At 70.2% G+C, this 13,225-nt stretch carries 13 protein-coding genes; 11 read left to right on the forward strand and 2 right to left on the reverse strand.

Annotated elements, in window-relative coordinates:
- The first annotated feature begins 44 nt into the window (after positions 1–44).
- The 5 genes from MTP13_RS13215 to clpX all read left to right on the forward strand — a co-directional run bounded on the left by MTP13_RS13215 (position 45) and on the right by clpX (position 4,047).
- The gene (locus tag MTP13_RS13215; protein WP_243568197.1) at positions 45–542 is read left to right on the forward strand and encodes a tetratricopeptide repeat protein; all 498 of its coding nucleotides are present in this window, start codon (positions 45–47) and stop codon (positions 540–542) included.
- A 74-nt stretch (positions 543–616) separates the two neighbouring features.
- Entirely contained in the window at positions 617–1,204 is a 588-nt protein-coding gene (locus MTP13_RS13220; RefSeq protein ID WP_243568198.1) for an ATP-dependent Clp protease proteolytic subunit, read from the forward strand.
- A gap of 26 nt (positions 1,205–1,230) precedes the next feature.
- Entirely contained in the window at positions 1,231–1,908 is a 678-nt protein-coding gene (locus tag MTP13_RS13225; RefSeq protein ID WP_243570831.1) for an ATP-dependent Clp protease proteolytic subunit, read from the forward strand.
- A 15-nt stretch (positions 1,909–1,923) separates the two neighbouring features.
- Positions 1,924–2,673 (forward strand): AAA family ATPase, encoded by a 750-nt coding sequence (locus MTP13_RS13230; protein WP_243568199.1) that lies wholly within the window; start codon positions 1,924–1,926, stop codon positions 2,671–2,673.
- A gap of 96 nt (positions 2,674–2,769) precedes the next feature.
- Positions 2,770–4,047 carry an ATP-dependent Clp protease ATP-binding subunit ClpX gene (gene clpX, locus MTP13_RS13235; protein WP_243568200.1) on the forward strand — a complete coding sequence of 426 codons (1,278 nt, stop codon included), beginning with the start codon at positions 2,770–2,772 and terminating at the stop codon, positions 4,045–4,047.
- Positions 4,048–4,154: 107 nt separating this feature from the next.
- On the opposite strand, the gene sepH is transcribed toward clpX, so the two are convergent.
- On the reverse strand, positions 4,155–5,255 hold the full coding sequence (gene sepH / locus MTP13_RS13240) for a septation protein SepH (protein ID WP_243568201.1): 1,101 nt from the start codon (positions 5,253–5,255) through the stop codon (positions 4,155–4,157).
- Positions 5,256–5,449: 194 nt separating this feature from the next.
- On the opposite strand from sepH, the gene MTP13_RS13245 reads away from it, so the two are divergent.
- On the forward strand, positions 5,450–5,743 hold the full coding sequence (locus tag MTP13_RS13245; RefSeq protein WP_189084861.1) for a DUF4193 domain-containing protein: 294 nt from the start codon (positions 5,450–5,452) through the stop codon (positions 5,741–5,743).
- A gap of 15 nt (positions 5,744–5,758) precedes the next feature.
- Here MTP13_RS13245 and MTP13_RS13250 read toward each other — a convergent pair whose 3' ends face one another.
- On the reverse strand, positions 5,759–6,205 hold the full coding sequence (locus MTP13_RS13250) for a DUF3093 domain-containing protein (RefSeq protein ID WP_243568202.1): 447 nt from the start codon (positions 6,203–6,205) through the stop codon (positions 5,759–5,761).
- A gap of 38 nt (positions 6,206–6,243) precedes the next feature.
- Here MTP13_RS13250 and dut point away from each other — a divergent pair, with 38 nt between their 5' ends.
- The 5 genes from dut (at position 6,244) to dxs (ending at position 13,204) form a co-directional block, all read left to right on the forward strand.
- Complete coding sequence (gene dut, locus MTP13_RS13255; RefSeq protein WP_243568203.1) at positions 6,244–6,702, forward strand: dUTP diphosphatase; 459 nt, start codon at positions 6,244–6,246, stop codon at positions 6,700–6,702.
- Positions 6,699–7,322: a DUF3710 domain-containing protein gene (locus tag MTP13_RS13260; protein ID WP_243568204.1), complete on the forward strand. Its 624-nt coding sequence runs from the start codon at positions 6,699–6,701 to the stop codon at positions 7,320–7,322. The genes dut and MTP13_RS13260 overlap by 4 nt, the downstream gene beginning before the upstream one ends.
- Positions 7,322–8,167, forward strand: a complete 846-nt coding sequence (locus MTP13_RS13265) for a DUF3159 domain-containing protein (RefSeq protein WP_243568205.1) — start codon at positions 7,322–7,324, stop codon at positions 8,165–8,167. Before MTP13_RS13260 ends, MTP13_RS13265 begins: the two co-directional genes overlap by 1 nt.
- Before the next feature lie 156 nt (positions 8,168–8,323).
- Entirely contained in the window at positions 8,324–11,134 is a 2,811-nt protein-coding gene (locus MTP13_RS13270; protein WP_279399731.1) for an aconitate hydratase, read from the forward strand.
- A gap of 123 nt (positions 11,135–11,257) precedes the next feature.
- Entirely contained in the window at positions 11,258–13,204 is a 1,947-nt protein-coding gene (gene dxs, locus MTP13_RS13275; RefSeq protein WP_243570833.1) for a 1-deoxy-D-xylulose-5-phosphate synthase, read from the forward strand.
- Positions 13,205–13,225 lie beyond the last annotated feature (21 nt).

Here is a 13,225-nt window from a genome sequence, read left to right on the forward strand (position 1 = left end):
CCCGGCCCCCGCTCGCGTTCCGGGACCACCCGAAGGGACGGGCGATGACCGCAGCGGACTGGCAGGACGCCGTCGACGCCGTCTGGGCCGACGCGGAAGCCCTCGGCGACGCCGAGGTGATCCGGCGCATCGACGCGCTCGCGGCGGAGTTGCCCGCCGACGACCCCCGAGGCGCCTTCGAAACGGCCGGCGCCCGCGACGCGGCGGGCTTGGAGGACGAGGCGGTCGCCGGCTACCGGCGGGCGCTCGAGCTCGGGCTCTCAGGCCGGGCGCGGGTCGAGGCGCTCATCCAGCTCGCCTCGACGCTGCGGAACCTCGGCCGTCCGGGAGAGGCGCTCCGACTCCTCGACGAGGCCGCCGCCGAGCCGCAGGATCTGGGTGACGCGGTGGTGGCGTTCCGTGCGCTCGCGCTCGTCGATCTCGGGCAGGAGCGGCGTGCGGCGGCCGAGCTCATCACGGCCCTCGCTCCGCACCTGCCGCAGTACCGGCGTTCGCTCGCCGCGTACGTCGCGGGCCTCGGCGGCGACGCGTCATCCGCCTAGGGCGAACAGCCCCGTTCCGCGCGGTTGCACCGGATAGATTCGATGCAACGCGACAACGAAACGGAGCGACATCCATGGCCGAACAGACACCGCAGCCGGGTGTATTCGATCGACTGCTGAAGGACCGCATCATCTGGCTCGGTTCCGAAGTGCGCGACGACAACGCGAACGAGATCGCTGCGAAGCTTCTGCTGCTCGCCGCCGAAGACCCGAAGAAGGACATCTACCTCTACATCAACTCGCCGGGCGGTTCGATCACGGCGGGCATGGCGATCTACGACACGATGCAGTTCGTGCCGAACGACATCGTCACGGTGGGCATCGGCATGGCGGCCTCGATGGGCCAGCTGCTGCTGACCGCCGGCACCAAGGGCAAGCGGTACATCACGCCGAACGCACGGGTGCTCCTGCACCAGCCGCACGGCGGCTTCGGCGGCACCGCGAGCGACATCCAGACCCAGGCCCAGCTCATCCTCGACATGAAGAAGCGTCTGGCCGAGATCACGGCCGCGCAGACCGGCAAGACCGTCGAGCAGATCAACGCCGACGGCGACCGCGACCGCTGGTTCTCCGCGCAGGAGGCCCTCGAGTACGGCTTCGTCGACCACATCCGCGAGTCCGCGCTCGACGTCGCGGGCGGCGGCGGAACGAACCAGGCGTGAACGAGAGAGAGAACGAGCGAATGACCATGCCAGCCTTCACCGGCCCCGCCTACGGCGGCACCGCCTTCTCCGGCGTGCAAGCCCCCGGCTCGCGCTACATCCTGCCGAGCTTCGAGGAGCGCACGGCGTACGGCTTCAAGCGTCAGGATCCCTACGCGAAGCTCTTCGAGGACCGCATCATCTTCCTCGGCGTGCAGGTCGACGACGCGTCGGCCGACGACATCATGGCGCAGCTGCTGGTGCTGGAGTCGATGGACCCCGAGCGCGACATCATGATGTACATCAACTCGCCGGGCGGCTCCTTCACGGCGATGACCGCGATCTACGACACGATGCAGTACATCCGTCCGCAGATCCAGACGGTCGTGCTCGGCCAGGCGGCCTCGGCGGCGGCGGTCATCGCCGCAGCCGGCACGCCGGGTCGTCGCCTCGCGCTGCCGAACGCCCGCATCCTCATCCACCAGCCCGCCATGGGCGAGGCGGGGCACGGGCAGGCCTCCGACATCGAGATCCAGGCCGCCGAGATCCTGCGCATGCGCACCTGGCTCGAGGAGACGCTCTCGAAGCACTCCAAGCGCAGCCAGGACGAGGTCAACAAGGACATCGACCGCGACAAGATCCTGTCGGCCGAGGAGGCCATGCAGTATGGCCTCATCGATCAGGTGCTGACCTCGCGCAAGACGCTGCCCGCGCTCACGAGCTGAGCCCGGCACCCTCCGATGACGAACGGCGCGCTGGACGACCGGCGCGCCGTTCGCCGTCTCTTCGTCCGGCCGGATGCCCCGGTCGACCGCCGGGCGTGGCCCGCGACGGTCCCGGCGATCGCCCAGCTCCTCGCCGAGGGCGGGCTCGAGCTCCCAGCCGGGGTCACCTTCCTCGTGGGCGAGAACGGCAGCGGCAAGTCGACGCTCATCGAGGGCATCGCGATGGCCTACGGTCTGCCGGCCGAGGGCGGGAGCAGCCACGGCGGCGGCACGACCCGGCCCTCGGAATCGCCGCTCGGCGGGTGGCTCGGCATCGAGCGTCCCGGTGGCGCCCCGCGCTGGGGCTTCTTCCTCCGAGCCGAGACGATGCACGGCTACTACAGCTACCTCGAGGCCCTCCCGGACAGCCCGGACCGGCACCTGCACGCGCTGAGCCACGGCGAGTCGTTCAACGCGCTGCTGGCCGAGAAGCTGAACCACCCGCGGTACACGGCCGGCTTCGTCTGCCTCGACGAGCCCGAGGCGGCGCTGTCCTTCGCCTCGACGCTGACGTGGCTCGCGAATCTCGCCGAGATGGCGGCCGAGGGGACCCAGATCGTCTGCGCGACGCACTCGCCCGTGCTCGCCGCCCTCCCGGGCGCGACCATTCTGGAACTGGGGGAGTGGGGCGTGCGCCGGGTCGACTGGGCGGAGCTCGAGATCGTGCAGCACACGCGGTCGTTCCTCGACGACCCCCGCCGGTACCTCCGGCACCTGATCGACTGAAGCGGATCGCCACGCCGCCGCCGATCCTGCGCCGCTCCGCCGCAACGACGCCGGCACGGGTTAGGCTCGGAGCAGACCGCTGAGAGGGAGGATGCGATGGCACGCATCGGAGAGAGCGCAGACCTGTTGAAGTGCTCGTTCTGCGGAAAGAGCCAGAAGCAGGTCCAGCAGCTCATCGCGGGCCCCGGCGTCTACATCTGCGACGAGTGCGTCGAGCTCTGCAACGAGATCATCGAGGAGCGCCTGGCCGAGGCCGGCGAGACCGAGGCCGGCGAGTTCGAGCTGCCGAAGCCGAAGGAGATCTTCTCCTTCCTCGAGGAGTACGTGATCGGGCAGGAGCCCGCGAAGCGCGCACTCGCCGTCGCCGTCTACAACCACTACAAGCGCATCCGCGCGAAGACAACCCTGACCACGGCCGACCGCACCCACGACGACGTGGAGATCGCGAAGTCGAACATCCTGCTCATCGGCCCCACCGGGTGCGGCAAGACCTACCTGGCGCAGACGCTCGCCAAGCAGTTGAACGTCCCCTTCGCGGTCGCCGACGCCACGGCGCTCACCGAGGCTGGCTACGTCGGCGAGGACGTCGAGAACATCCTCCTGAAGCTCATCCAGGCCGCCGATTACGACGTCAAGCGCGCCGAGACCGGCATCATCTACATCGACGAGGTCGACAAGATCGCCCGCAAGGCCGAGAACCCGTCGATCACGCGCGACGTCTCCGGCGAGGGCGTGCAGCAGGCGCTGCTCAAGATCCTCGAGGGCACGGTCGCCTCGGTGCCCCCGCAGGGCGGCCGCAAGCACCCGCACCAGGAGTTCATCCAGATCGACACGACGAACGTGCTGTTCATCGTCGCCGGGGCGTTCGCCGGGCTCGAGGACATCATCTCGTCGCGCGCGGGCAAGCGCGGCATCGGCTTCGGCGCCCCGCTGCACTCGAAGCGCGAGGACGCGGAGCTCTTCAGCGAGGTGCTCCCGGAAGACCTGCACAAGTTCGGCCTCATCCCCGAGTTCATCGGCCGACTGCCCGTCGTCGCGACGGTGACGCCGCTCGACCGGGAGGCGCTCATCGAGATCCTCACCGAGCCGAAGAACGCGCTCGTGAAGCAGTACCAGCGCATGTTCGAGCTCGACGGCGTCGCCCTCGACTTCGAGCAGGACGCGCTCGAGGCGATCGCCGACCTCGCCGTGCTCCGCCAGACGGGGGCGCGCGGTCTCCGCGCCATCATGGAAGAAGTGCTCGGCCCGATCATGTTCGAGGTGCCGAGCTCGACCGGCGTCGCCCGGGTCGTGGTCACGAAGGCCGCGGTCATCGACAACGCGGCTCCCACGATCGTGCCCGTGAAGCAGCGCCGGCAGGAGAAGTCGGCCTGAGGCCCGGCCCCGTCCGAGCGGCGGGGCGGATCAGAGCGGGGCGCGCGGAACCCCGGCGACGGATGGAACCGTGCGTTCGGGGCGTCGTGCGCCCGACGGGCCGGCGATCAGGCCAGGTCGTCGTCGGGGCGCGCGCCGAAGACGATCTCGTCCCAGCTCGGCATGGAGGCCCTGGAGCTCTTCTTGGCCGGCGCCGCGTCCCCGCGCCCACTGCTCTGCTGCTTGCCGCCCCAGAGGCCGCGTGCGGCCTTTGCGGGCCGGTCCTCGCCCGACTCGGCCTTCTTCGCCTTCGGGCTCGACGGCGCGACCGGTTCCGCCGGCAGCGGGAGCTCGGGCTGCTCGAGCAGCGGCGTCGGCTCGGCGGGCCTCGACGCGGTCTCGCCGGCGGATTCGCGCTCGCCCCGGCGGCGGCGGAGCGCCTCCAGGAGGTCGGCCGTCTCGCCCATCACCGGGGCCGGCTCGTCGGCGCGCTTGATCGCCGCGCGAGTGACCGCGGGGCTCGACTGCGGCGTGCTGCGGGCGTAGGGGAGCGGTTCGAGCTGCGGGGCGGTGTCGAACTCGCCGTGCTCGGGCTCCTCGAGCGTGAAGGCGCCGCTGTCGAAACGGGAGGCGTCCCCGTCGACGGCGCGCAGGCGGGGAATCAGGCCGCCCTTGAGCTCGCCCTGCTGCGAGAGGGTGATCGCTTCGGAGTTCAGCGGCTGGAGGGCCTGCTTGCGCGGCTCGAAGCTCCAGCGGGCGTCGTGCTCGATCTCGTCGACGGTGAACTCGAGCTTCACCATCCACCCGCGCTCTTCGTCCTTCCAGCTCGCCCAGCGCTCGCCGCTCGCCCCGAGTCGCGCGAGGCGATCGCGGATGGCGGAACCGAACGAGGCCGGCTCGTCGCCGTCGGGCTCGATCGCCGTCGCGACGGGCACGGCGAGGGCGGAGTTCACGATGTGCTCGCGCTCCGCGACGACCGGCCCCTCGAAGCGCCGGATGTACTCGACCGCGGCGCCGGTGATCTCCGCGACGTCCTCGGCGGACAGGCCGGAGCGGATGTGCGCCTGGATCTCGCGGGGCGGGATCTTCGGGCCCTGGTGCTGCTCGGGCTGGGCCTGGCGGATGCGCGATTGCAGCACGTCGTCCACCACGATCCGGAAGCGCGCGCCGTCCTCAGTGGCCACGAGGAGTGCGCCGTCCTCGACCCCGATCACCTTCAGTTCCTGCATCGCGAGAACCCTTCCGTGCCTGCGTTCCCGCCAAGGATGCCACGCGAATCGGCCGTGCTCCGGGAATACCCCGGGCGTGCCGGAAGTTGACCAGGCAGCGAGAGCCGAAGGGCTCTCGGGCGATGGTTTGCTTACGCCGATGATTTCATGCAGACTAACGCCGCCGAATCCTCGGCGTGAAGGAATGGATGGGAATGGCAACCGACTACGACGCCCCGCGGAAGACCGAAGACGACTCGGAGTCGATCGAGGCCCTCAAGGAACGCGTCCCCGACAAGATGTCGGGTGTGGTCGACGTCGAAGACGCCGACAACCCCGGTAGCTTCGACCTCGCCGGCGCCGACCTCTCGGATGTCGAGCTCGACGTCGTCGTGCTCCCGCCGCAGGCCGACGAGTTCACCTGTGTCAGCTGCTTCCTCGTGAAGCACCGCTCGCAGATCGACCACGAGACCAAGCTCGGGCCGATCTGCCTCGAGTGCGCCGCCTGAGCGACGCACCCGCCCCTACTCCGGCCGTCGCGATCCGTTGATCGCGGCGGCCAGTTCTTTGGGCCGGCGGCTCGAGACGAGCCAGTACGGCGTGGGGTCGGCCGGGTCGATGATCGGGATGCGCACGACGGGCTGCACCCAGCCCCGGATGACGAGGAACGCGCGGGCGTCGAGCCCGGTGCCCCGTTCCGCCCGGGCCGCGGCGTCCTCGGCCGCGACCGCCTCGCCGGTGTGGGCGAGCTCGATCTCCGCTCGTCCGGCGCGGAGCCGGCCGTCGCGCACCTCGACGGTCGGCGACGTGAGACTCAGCGCCCCGATCACGGCGAGGTAGAGCACGATCCCCGTGATGATGCCCGCCGGCATCGAGACGGGCGCGAGCACCAGGATGCTCGACGGGACGAGCAGCAGGCTCACGATGTAGATCCAAGGAGTGGGCCAGAGTTTCTCGCGGTACACGGGCATGTCTCTATCCCACCAGACTTCTGCACTACCCTCGAACGGTGAGCGATTCCGTCGACGTCCTGATCACGGCCGCGCGGGTCCCGAGCTACGCCCACCCGGGCGACGCCGGAGCCGACCTGCACGCCGCCGAGTCCATCGTCCTCGCCCCCGGTGAGCGCGCCATCGTCGGCACCGGGGTGTCCATCGCGCTGCCCGAGGGCTACGTCGCCTTCGTGGTGCCGCGCTCCGGACTCGCCTTCAAGCACGGCATCACCATCGTGAACGCGCCGGGCACCGTCGACGCCGGGTACCGCGGCGAGATCAAGGTCGCGCTCTTGAACACCGACGCGCGCGAGCCGTACGCCATCGAGGCGGGCGACCGCATCGCCCAGGTCGTCGTCATGCCGGTCAGCCGTGCACGCTTCGTCGAGGTCGAGCGCCTGCCCGGCAGCGACCGCGGCGAGGGCGGGTTCGGGTCGACGGGGTTCGGCGAGCAGAAGCAAGGAGCGAACGCGTGAGCGAGATCGAGAACGCCGGGAGCGCGGAGCGTCCCGTCGACCACCCCAAGTCGGCGCCCGAGGACCGGGCGACCAACGGCCCCTTCGACGAGTCCGAGGCGAACCCGGTTCGCCCCTACGTCGACCTCGGCGGCGTGAAAGTGCTGCCGCGCGAGGGTCTGCACCTGCGACTCGAGGTCGAGGAGGGCTCGAAGCGCGTCGTCGCCGTCGGCCTCGACTACGCGAACTCGACACTGCAGGTGCAGCCGTTCGCGGCGCCGCGCTCGAGTGGCCTGTGGCACGAGATCCGCGAGCAGATCGCCGAGCAGATCGCGCGCCAGGGTGGCACGACGAGCGTCCGCGAGGGCGCGTTCGGGCCGGAACTGCTCGCGCAGATCCCGGTGGCCGCGGCCGACGGTGCGAGCGGCCGGATGCGTCTCGCCCGCTTCGTCGGCGTCGACGGGCCCCGCTGGTTCCTCCGCGGCGTCATCGCGGGGGAGGCGGCGGTCGACCCGGCGGCCGCCGCGCAGGTCGAGGACCTCTTCCGTTCGATCGTCGTCGTCCGCGGGACGACGCCGATGCCGCCGCGCGACCTGATTCCGCTGCGGATGCCGGCGACCGGCGCCCAGCCGCAGCAGTGATGTCGGGCGACGCCGAACGGCGCGACGGCGCGCCCGCCGAGGAGGGCTTCCGCGACGCGGCGAACCACGCCGCAGCACCGGACGGAGCGGACGGCGCCCGCGCGGCCGCGGAGCCGGGCGACCGCTCCGAGCTCGCCGGCGAGTTCGGTCGGCAGCTGGCCGCCGCGGCCGAACGCAGCGGGCTCGGTGCGCTGGCGCGCGACGAGCGCTTGAGCGGGCGCGACCTGCTCACGGCGATCGGCGGCGTCCGCGGCATCCTCGAGGCCCTGCTGCCCGGCCTCGTCTTCCTCGTCGTCTACAGCTCGCTGACGAGTTTCGCGCACCTCGAGACCCAGGCGGCGCTCGTCCCGGCGCTCGCGGCGTCCGTCGGGCTCGCCGTCGTCTTCACGATCGCGCGGGTGGTGGTCAAGAGTCAGCCGACGCAGGCGATCGCCGGCCTCGTCGGCGTGCTCGCCTCGGCCGGGCTCTCGCTCTGGACCGGGCGCGCCGAGGACAACTACGTGCTCGGCTTCTGGACGAACGGCGTCTACGCGACCGTGCTGCTCGTCTCGGTGCTCGTCCGCTGGCCGGTGATCGGGCTCATCGTCGGCTTCCTCATGAACGACGGCCTCGCCTGGCGGCAGGACCGCCGCAAGCTGCGTGCCGCGCAGTTCCTCACCCTCGTCTGGGTCGGGCTCTTCGTCGCACGCCTCGCGGTGCAGCTGCCGTTCTACTTCGCGCAGAACGTCGAGGCGCTCGGGGCCACGCGACTGCTCATGGGCGTCCCGCTGTACGCCCTCGTGCTCGTCTTCACCTGGCTCGTCGTGCGCGCCGTGTACCCGGCGGAGGACGCCGCCGCCGAGTGATAGAGTTATCTCGACGTCGAGATAAATAGCTCGAACCCGCGGGGCGGGGCGGCGCTGGGGCCATTAGGTTACCCTTGCTGGATCGGCCCCCTGTCTGACGAGCAAGATGAAGTGCCGCGATGCGTTCGCGGCAGGCTTCGCGAAGGAGAGGACATCGTGTCTGCAGTGAACAGTTTCGGGGCGAAGGACACGCTCCGCGTCGGCGACGAATCCTACGAGATCTTCCGCATCGACACCGTGCCCGGGTACGAGAAGCTCCCCTTCAGCCTGAAGGTGCTGCTCGAGAACCTGCTGCGCACCGAGGACGGCGCGAATGTCACGAAGGAGCAGATCGAGGCGCTGGGCTCGTGGGTCCCCACGGCCGAGCCCGACACCGAGATCCAGTTCACGCCCGCGCGCGTGGTCATGCAGGACTTCACCGGTGTGCCCTGCATCGTCGACCTCGCCACGATGCGCGAGGCCGTCGTCGCGCTCGGCGGCGACCCCAACAAGATCAACCCGCTCTCGCCGGCCGAGATGGTCATCGACCACTCCGTCATCGCCGACCTGTTCGGCACCGAGAACGCGCTCGAGCGCAACGTCGAGATCGAGTACGAGCGCAACGGCGAGCGGTACCAGTTCCTGCGCTGGGGCCAGACGGCCTTCGACGACTTCAAGGTCGTCCCGCCGGGCACCGGCATCGTGCACCAGGTGAACATCGAGCACCTCGCGAAGGTCATCTACGACCGCTCGGTCGACGGCGTCGTCCGCGCCTACCCCGACACCTGCGTCGGCACCGACTCGCACACCACGATGGTCAACGGCCTCGGCGTGCTCGGCTGGGGCGTCGGCGGCATCGAGGCCGAGGCGGCCATGCTCGGCCAGCCCGTCTCGATGCTCATCCCCAAGGTCGTCGGCTTCAAGCTCTCGGGCTCGATCCCGACCGGCGTGACCGCGACCGACGTCGTGCTCACCATCACCGACATGCTCCGCAAGCACGGCGTCGTCGGCAAGTTCGTCGAGTTCTACGGCTCGGGCGTCGCCTCGGTGCCGCTCGCGAACCGCGCGACCATCGGCAACATGAGCCCCGAGTTCGGCTCGACCGCCGCGATGTTCCCGATCGACGACGTCACGGTCGACTACCTCCGCCTGACCGGTCGCAGCGAGCAGCAGCTCGCCCTCGTCGAGGCGTACGCCAAGGAGCAGAAGCTCTGGCACGACGCCGACAACGAGCCGGTGTTCTCCGAGTACCTCGAGCTCGACCTCTCCACGGTCGTGCCGTCGATCGCCGGCCCGAAGCGCCCGCAGGACCGCATCATCCTCTCGACCGCCAAGGAGCAGTTCGAGAAGGACCTGACGAACTACGCCGAGGTCGACCACGACCTCGTCGACCTCGAGATCGCCGAGTCGTTCCCCGCGTCCGACCCGCCCGCGAACTCGCCGGAAGACGAGTACAGCCAGCACGTGCACCACCACAAGAGCCACGCGCCGACCTCGATCTCGAAGCCGACGCAGGTCGTCGAGGCCGATGGCACCGAGTACACGCTCGACCACGGCGCCGTCACGATCGCGGCGATCACCTCGTGCACGAACACCTCGAACCCCTCGGTCATGCTCGCGGCGGGTCTGCTGGCGCGCAACGCCGTGAAGAAGGGCCTGAAGGCCAAGCCGTGGGTGAAGACCACCCTCGCACCGGGCTCGAAGGTCGTCACCGACTACTACGAGAAGGCCGGCCTCACCCAGGACCTCGAAGACCTCGGCTTCTACACCGTCGGCTACGGCTGCACCACCTGCATCGGCAACTCGGGCCCGCTCATCGAAGAGGTCTCGGCCGCCATCCAGCAGAACGACCTCGCGGTGACCGCGGTGCTCTCGGGCAACCGCAACTTCGAGGGCCGGATCAATCCCGACGTGAAGATGAACTACCTCGCGTCGCCCCCGCTCGTGATCGCCTACTCGCTCGCCGGCTCGATGAACTTCGACTTCGAGACCGACGCGCTCGGCACCGACCCCGAGGGCAACGACGTCTTCCTCCGCGACATCTGGCCCGACGCGGCCGAGGTGCAGGCGACGATCGACTCGTCGATCAGCGAGGACATGTTCACCACGCAGTACGCGAGCGTGTTCGAGGGCGACGAGCGGTGGCGCACGCTGCCGACGCCGACCGGCTCGACGTTCGAGTGGGACGAGCAGTCGACCTACGTGCGGAAGCCCCCGTACTTCGAGGGCATGACCATGCAGCCGTCGCCCGTCTCCGACATCTCGGGCGCCCGCGTGCTCGCGAAGCTCGGCGACTCGGTCACGACCGACCACATCTCGCCCGCCGGCTCGATCAAGGCCGACAGCCCCGCCGGCCACTACCTGACCGAGCACGGCGTCGAGCGCAAGGACTTCAACTCCTACGGCTCGCGCCGCGGCAACCACGAGGTGATGATCCGCGGCACCTTCGCGAACATCCGCCTGCGGAACCAGCTCCTCGACGGCGTCGAGGGCGGCTACACCCGCGACTTCACGAAGGCCGACGCGCCGCAGTCGTTCATCTACGACGCCTCGCAGAACTACCAGGCGCAGGGCACCCCGCTCGTCATCTTCGGCGGCAAGGAGTACGGTTCCGGCTCCTCGCGCGACTGGGCCGCGAAGGGCACGAGCCTGCTGGGCGTGAAGGCGGTCATCACCGAGAGCTTCGAGCGCATCCACCGTTCGAACCTCATCGGCATGGGCGTCGTCCCGCTGCAGTTCCCGGTGGGGGAGTCGGCCGATTCGCTCGGACTCGACGGCACCGAGGTCGTCTCGATCTCGGGCCTCGAGCAGCTGAACGAGGGCACCACCCCGAAGACGGTCCACGTCGTCGCCGAGCCAAGCGAGCACTCGCCGGCCGGCAAGCAGACGGTCGAGTTCGACGCGGTCGTCCGCATCGACACGCCCGGTGAGGCCGACTACTACCGCAACGGCGGCATCCTGCAGTACGTGCTGCGCTCGCTCGTCTGACGCGGGCGCGACTCGGCGAGGCCGGGCGTTCCGTTCAGGGAGCGCCCGGCCTCAGCCGTTCGGGTCGCGTAGAATCGACGGATGCCGCACCCCCACTTCGCGGCGCACGGAAAGGCGGCGCAGATGACCCTGCTGGAGACGATCAGAGGCCCTCGTGACCTCGACGGTCTCACGAGGGAGCAGCTGGACCAGCTCGCGGAGGAGGTGCGCGAGCACCTCGTCGCGAACGTCGCGAAGACGGGCGGGCACCTGGGCCCGAACCTCGGCGTGGTCGAGCTCACGATCGCGATACACCGGGTGTTCTCCTCGCCGCAGGACGCCATCGTCTTCGACACCGGCCACCAGTCGTACGTGCACAAGCTGCTGACCGGCCGTCAGGACTTCTCGACCCTGCGCCAGAACGGCGGCCTCGCGGGCTACCCGCAGCGCAGCGAGTCCGAGCACGACATCGTCGAGTCCTCGCACGCCTCCAGCTCGCTCTCGTGGGCCGACGGAATCTCGAAGGCGTTCGAGATGACCGGGCAGCACGACCGCCATGTCGTGGCCGTCGTCGGCGACGGGGCGCTCACGGGCGGCATGACGTGGGAGGCGCTCAACAACATCTCCGACGACAACACCCGCAAGCTCATCGTCGTCGTGAACGACAACGGCCGCTCCTACGCCCCGACCATCGGCGGCATGGCCCGCTTCCTGAACTCCGTGCGCACGAAGCGCACCTACCGCAATCTGCACCTGTCCAGCCGCGAGGCCTTCGAGCGGCTCGGCGGACCGGCGAAGGCGTTCTACCGCGGCGTGCGCGGCGGCCTGCACGGGTTCCTCTCCCGCTTCACCGACAACGAGGCGCTCTACTCGAACCTCGACATCAAGTACGTCGGCCCCGTCGACGGGCATGACGAGCACGCGATGGAGGACGCCCTCCGGCAGGCGAAGAACTACGGCGCCCCGGTCATCGTCCACGCGATCACCGAGAAGGGCCGCGGCTACGAGCCCGCCCGCAACGACGTGGCCGACCAGTTCCACGCCGTCGGGCAGATCGACCCGGAGTCGGGCGAACCGCTCGACACGAGCGGCGCGAAGAGCTGGACGAGCGTCTTCGCCGACGAGCTCGTGCAGCTCGCCGAGCACAACGAACGGCTCGTGGGCATCACCGCGGCCATGCTGCGGCCCACCGGCCTGCACCGCATGGCGGAGCGCTTCCCGGCCCGCGTCTTCGACGTCGGCATCGCCGAGCAGCACGCGGTCACGAGCGCGGCCGGGCTCGCCTTCGGCGGGCTCCATCCCGTCGTCGCCGTCTACGCCACCTTCATGAACCGCGCGTTCGACCAGCTGCTGATGGACGTCGCCCTGCACAAGGCCGGCGTCACCTTCGTGCTCGATCGCGCCGGAGTCACCGGGCCCGACGGGCCGAGTCACCACGGCGTCTGGGATCTGTCGATCCTGCAGGTCGTCCCCGGCATCCGGATCGCCGCTCCGCGCGATTCGGTGCGCCTGGCCGAGGAGCTCGGCGAGGCGGTGCGCGTCGAGGACGCGCCCACCGTGCTGCGCTTCCCGAAGGGCTCCGTCGGCACCGAGTACCACGCGGTCCGCCGCACGGCCGATGGCGTCGACGTGCTCGTCGAGTCCGAGCGCCGCGACGTGCTCATCGTGACCGTCGGCCCCATGGCGGGCATCGGCCTCGACGTGGCGAAGCGGCTCGAGGCGCACGGCATCGGCGCGACGGTGATCGATCCGCGCTGGGTCGTTCCCGTGCCCGAGAGCGTCGTGCGGCTCGCCGCGGACTATCGGCTCGTCGTCTCCCTGGAGGACGGCGTGCGGGTCGGCGGCGTGGGCACTCGCATCCGGCAGGATCTCCGTGAGGCCGGCGTCGACACCGCCGTGACCGAACTGGGCCTGCCCGACGAATTCCTCGACCACGGCTCGCGCGCCGAGATCCTCGAGCGGGTGGGGCTCACGCCGCAGCACATCGCCCACGACGTCACCGCGATGGTGCTCGGCACCAAGCTGCCGCACGCCCGCGGTGTCTCGGGCGACACCGGCGCGCAACCGGTGGTCGCTCGCGCGGCCGACTGACCGCGCCGGCATTCCGTACGG

Source organism: Agromyces soli (assembly GCF_022811605.1).
In the GTDB taxonomy this organism is placed as follows: Bacteria; Actinomycetota; Actinomycetes; order Actinomycetales; family Microbacteriaceae; genus Agromyces; species Agromyces soli.

What these genes read in the sequence shown, in the direction of transcription:
- MTP13_RS13215 (WP_243568197.1), top strand. Translation starts at nt 45, where the DNA reads ATGACCGCAGCGGACTGGCAGGACGCCGTCGACGCCGTCTGGGCCGAC.
- MTP13_RS13220 (WP_243568198.1), top strand. Translation starts at nt 617, where the DNA reads ATGGCCGAACAGACACCGCAGCCGGGTGTATTCGATCGACTGCTGAAG.
- MTP13_RS13225 (WP_243570831.1), top strand. Translation starts at nt 1,231, where the DNA reads ATGCCAGCCTTCACCGGCCCCGCCTACGGCGGCACCGCCTTCTCCGGC.
- MTP13_RS13230 (WP_243568199.1), top strand. Translation starts at nt 1,924, where the DNA reads ATGACGAACGGCGCGCTGGACGACCGGCGCGCCGTTCGCCGTCTCTTC.
- clpX (WP_243568200.1), top strand. Translation starts at nt 2,770, where the DNA reads ATGGCACGCATCGGAGAGAGCGCAGACCTGTTGAAGTGCTCGTTCTGC.
- sepH (WP_243568201.1), bottom strand. Translation starts at nt 5,255, where the DNA reads ATGCAGGAACTGAAGGTGATCGGGGTCGAGGACGGCGCACTCCTCGTG.
- MTP13_RS13245 (WP_189084861.1), top strand. Translation starts at nt 5,450, where the DNA reads ATGGCAACCGACTACGACGCCCCGCGGAAGACCGAAGACGACTCGGAG.
- MTP13_RS13250 (WP_243568202.1), bottom strand. Translation starts at nt 6,205, where the DNA reads ATGCCCGTGTACCGCGAGAAACTCTGGCCCACTCCTTGGATCTACATC.
- MTP13_RS13265 (WP_243568205.1), top strand. Translation starts at nt 7,322, where the DNA reads ATGTCGGGCGACGCCGAACGGCGCGACGGCGCGCCCGCCGAGGAGGGC.
- dxs (WP_243570833.1), top strand. Translation starts at nt 11,258, where the DNA reads ATGACCCTGCTGGAGACGATCAGAGGCCCTCGTGACCTCGACGGTCTC.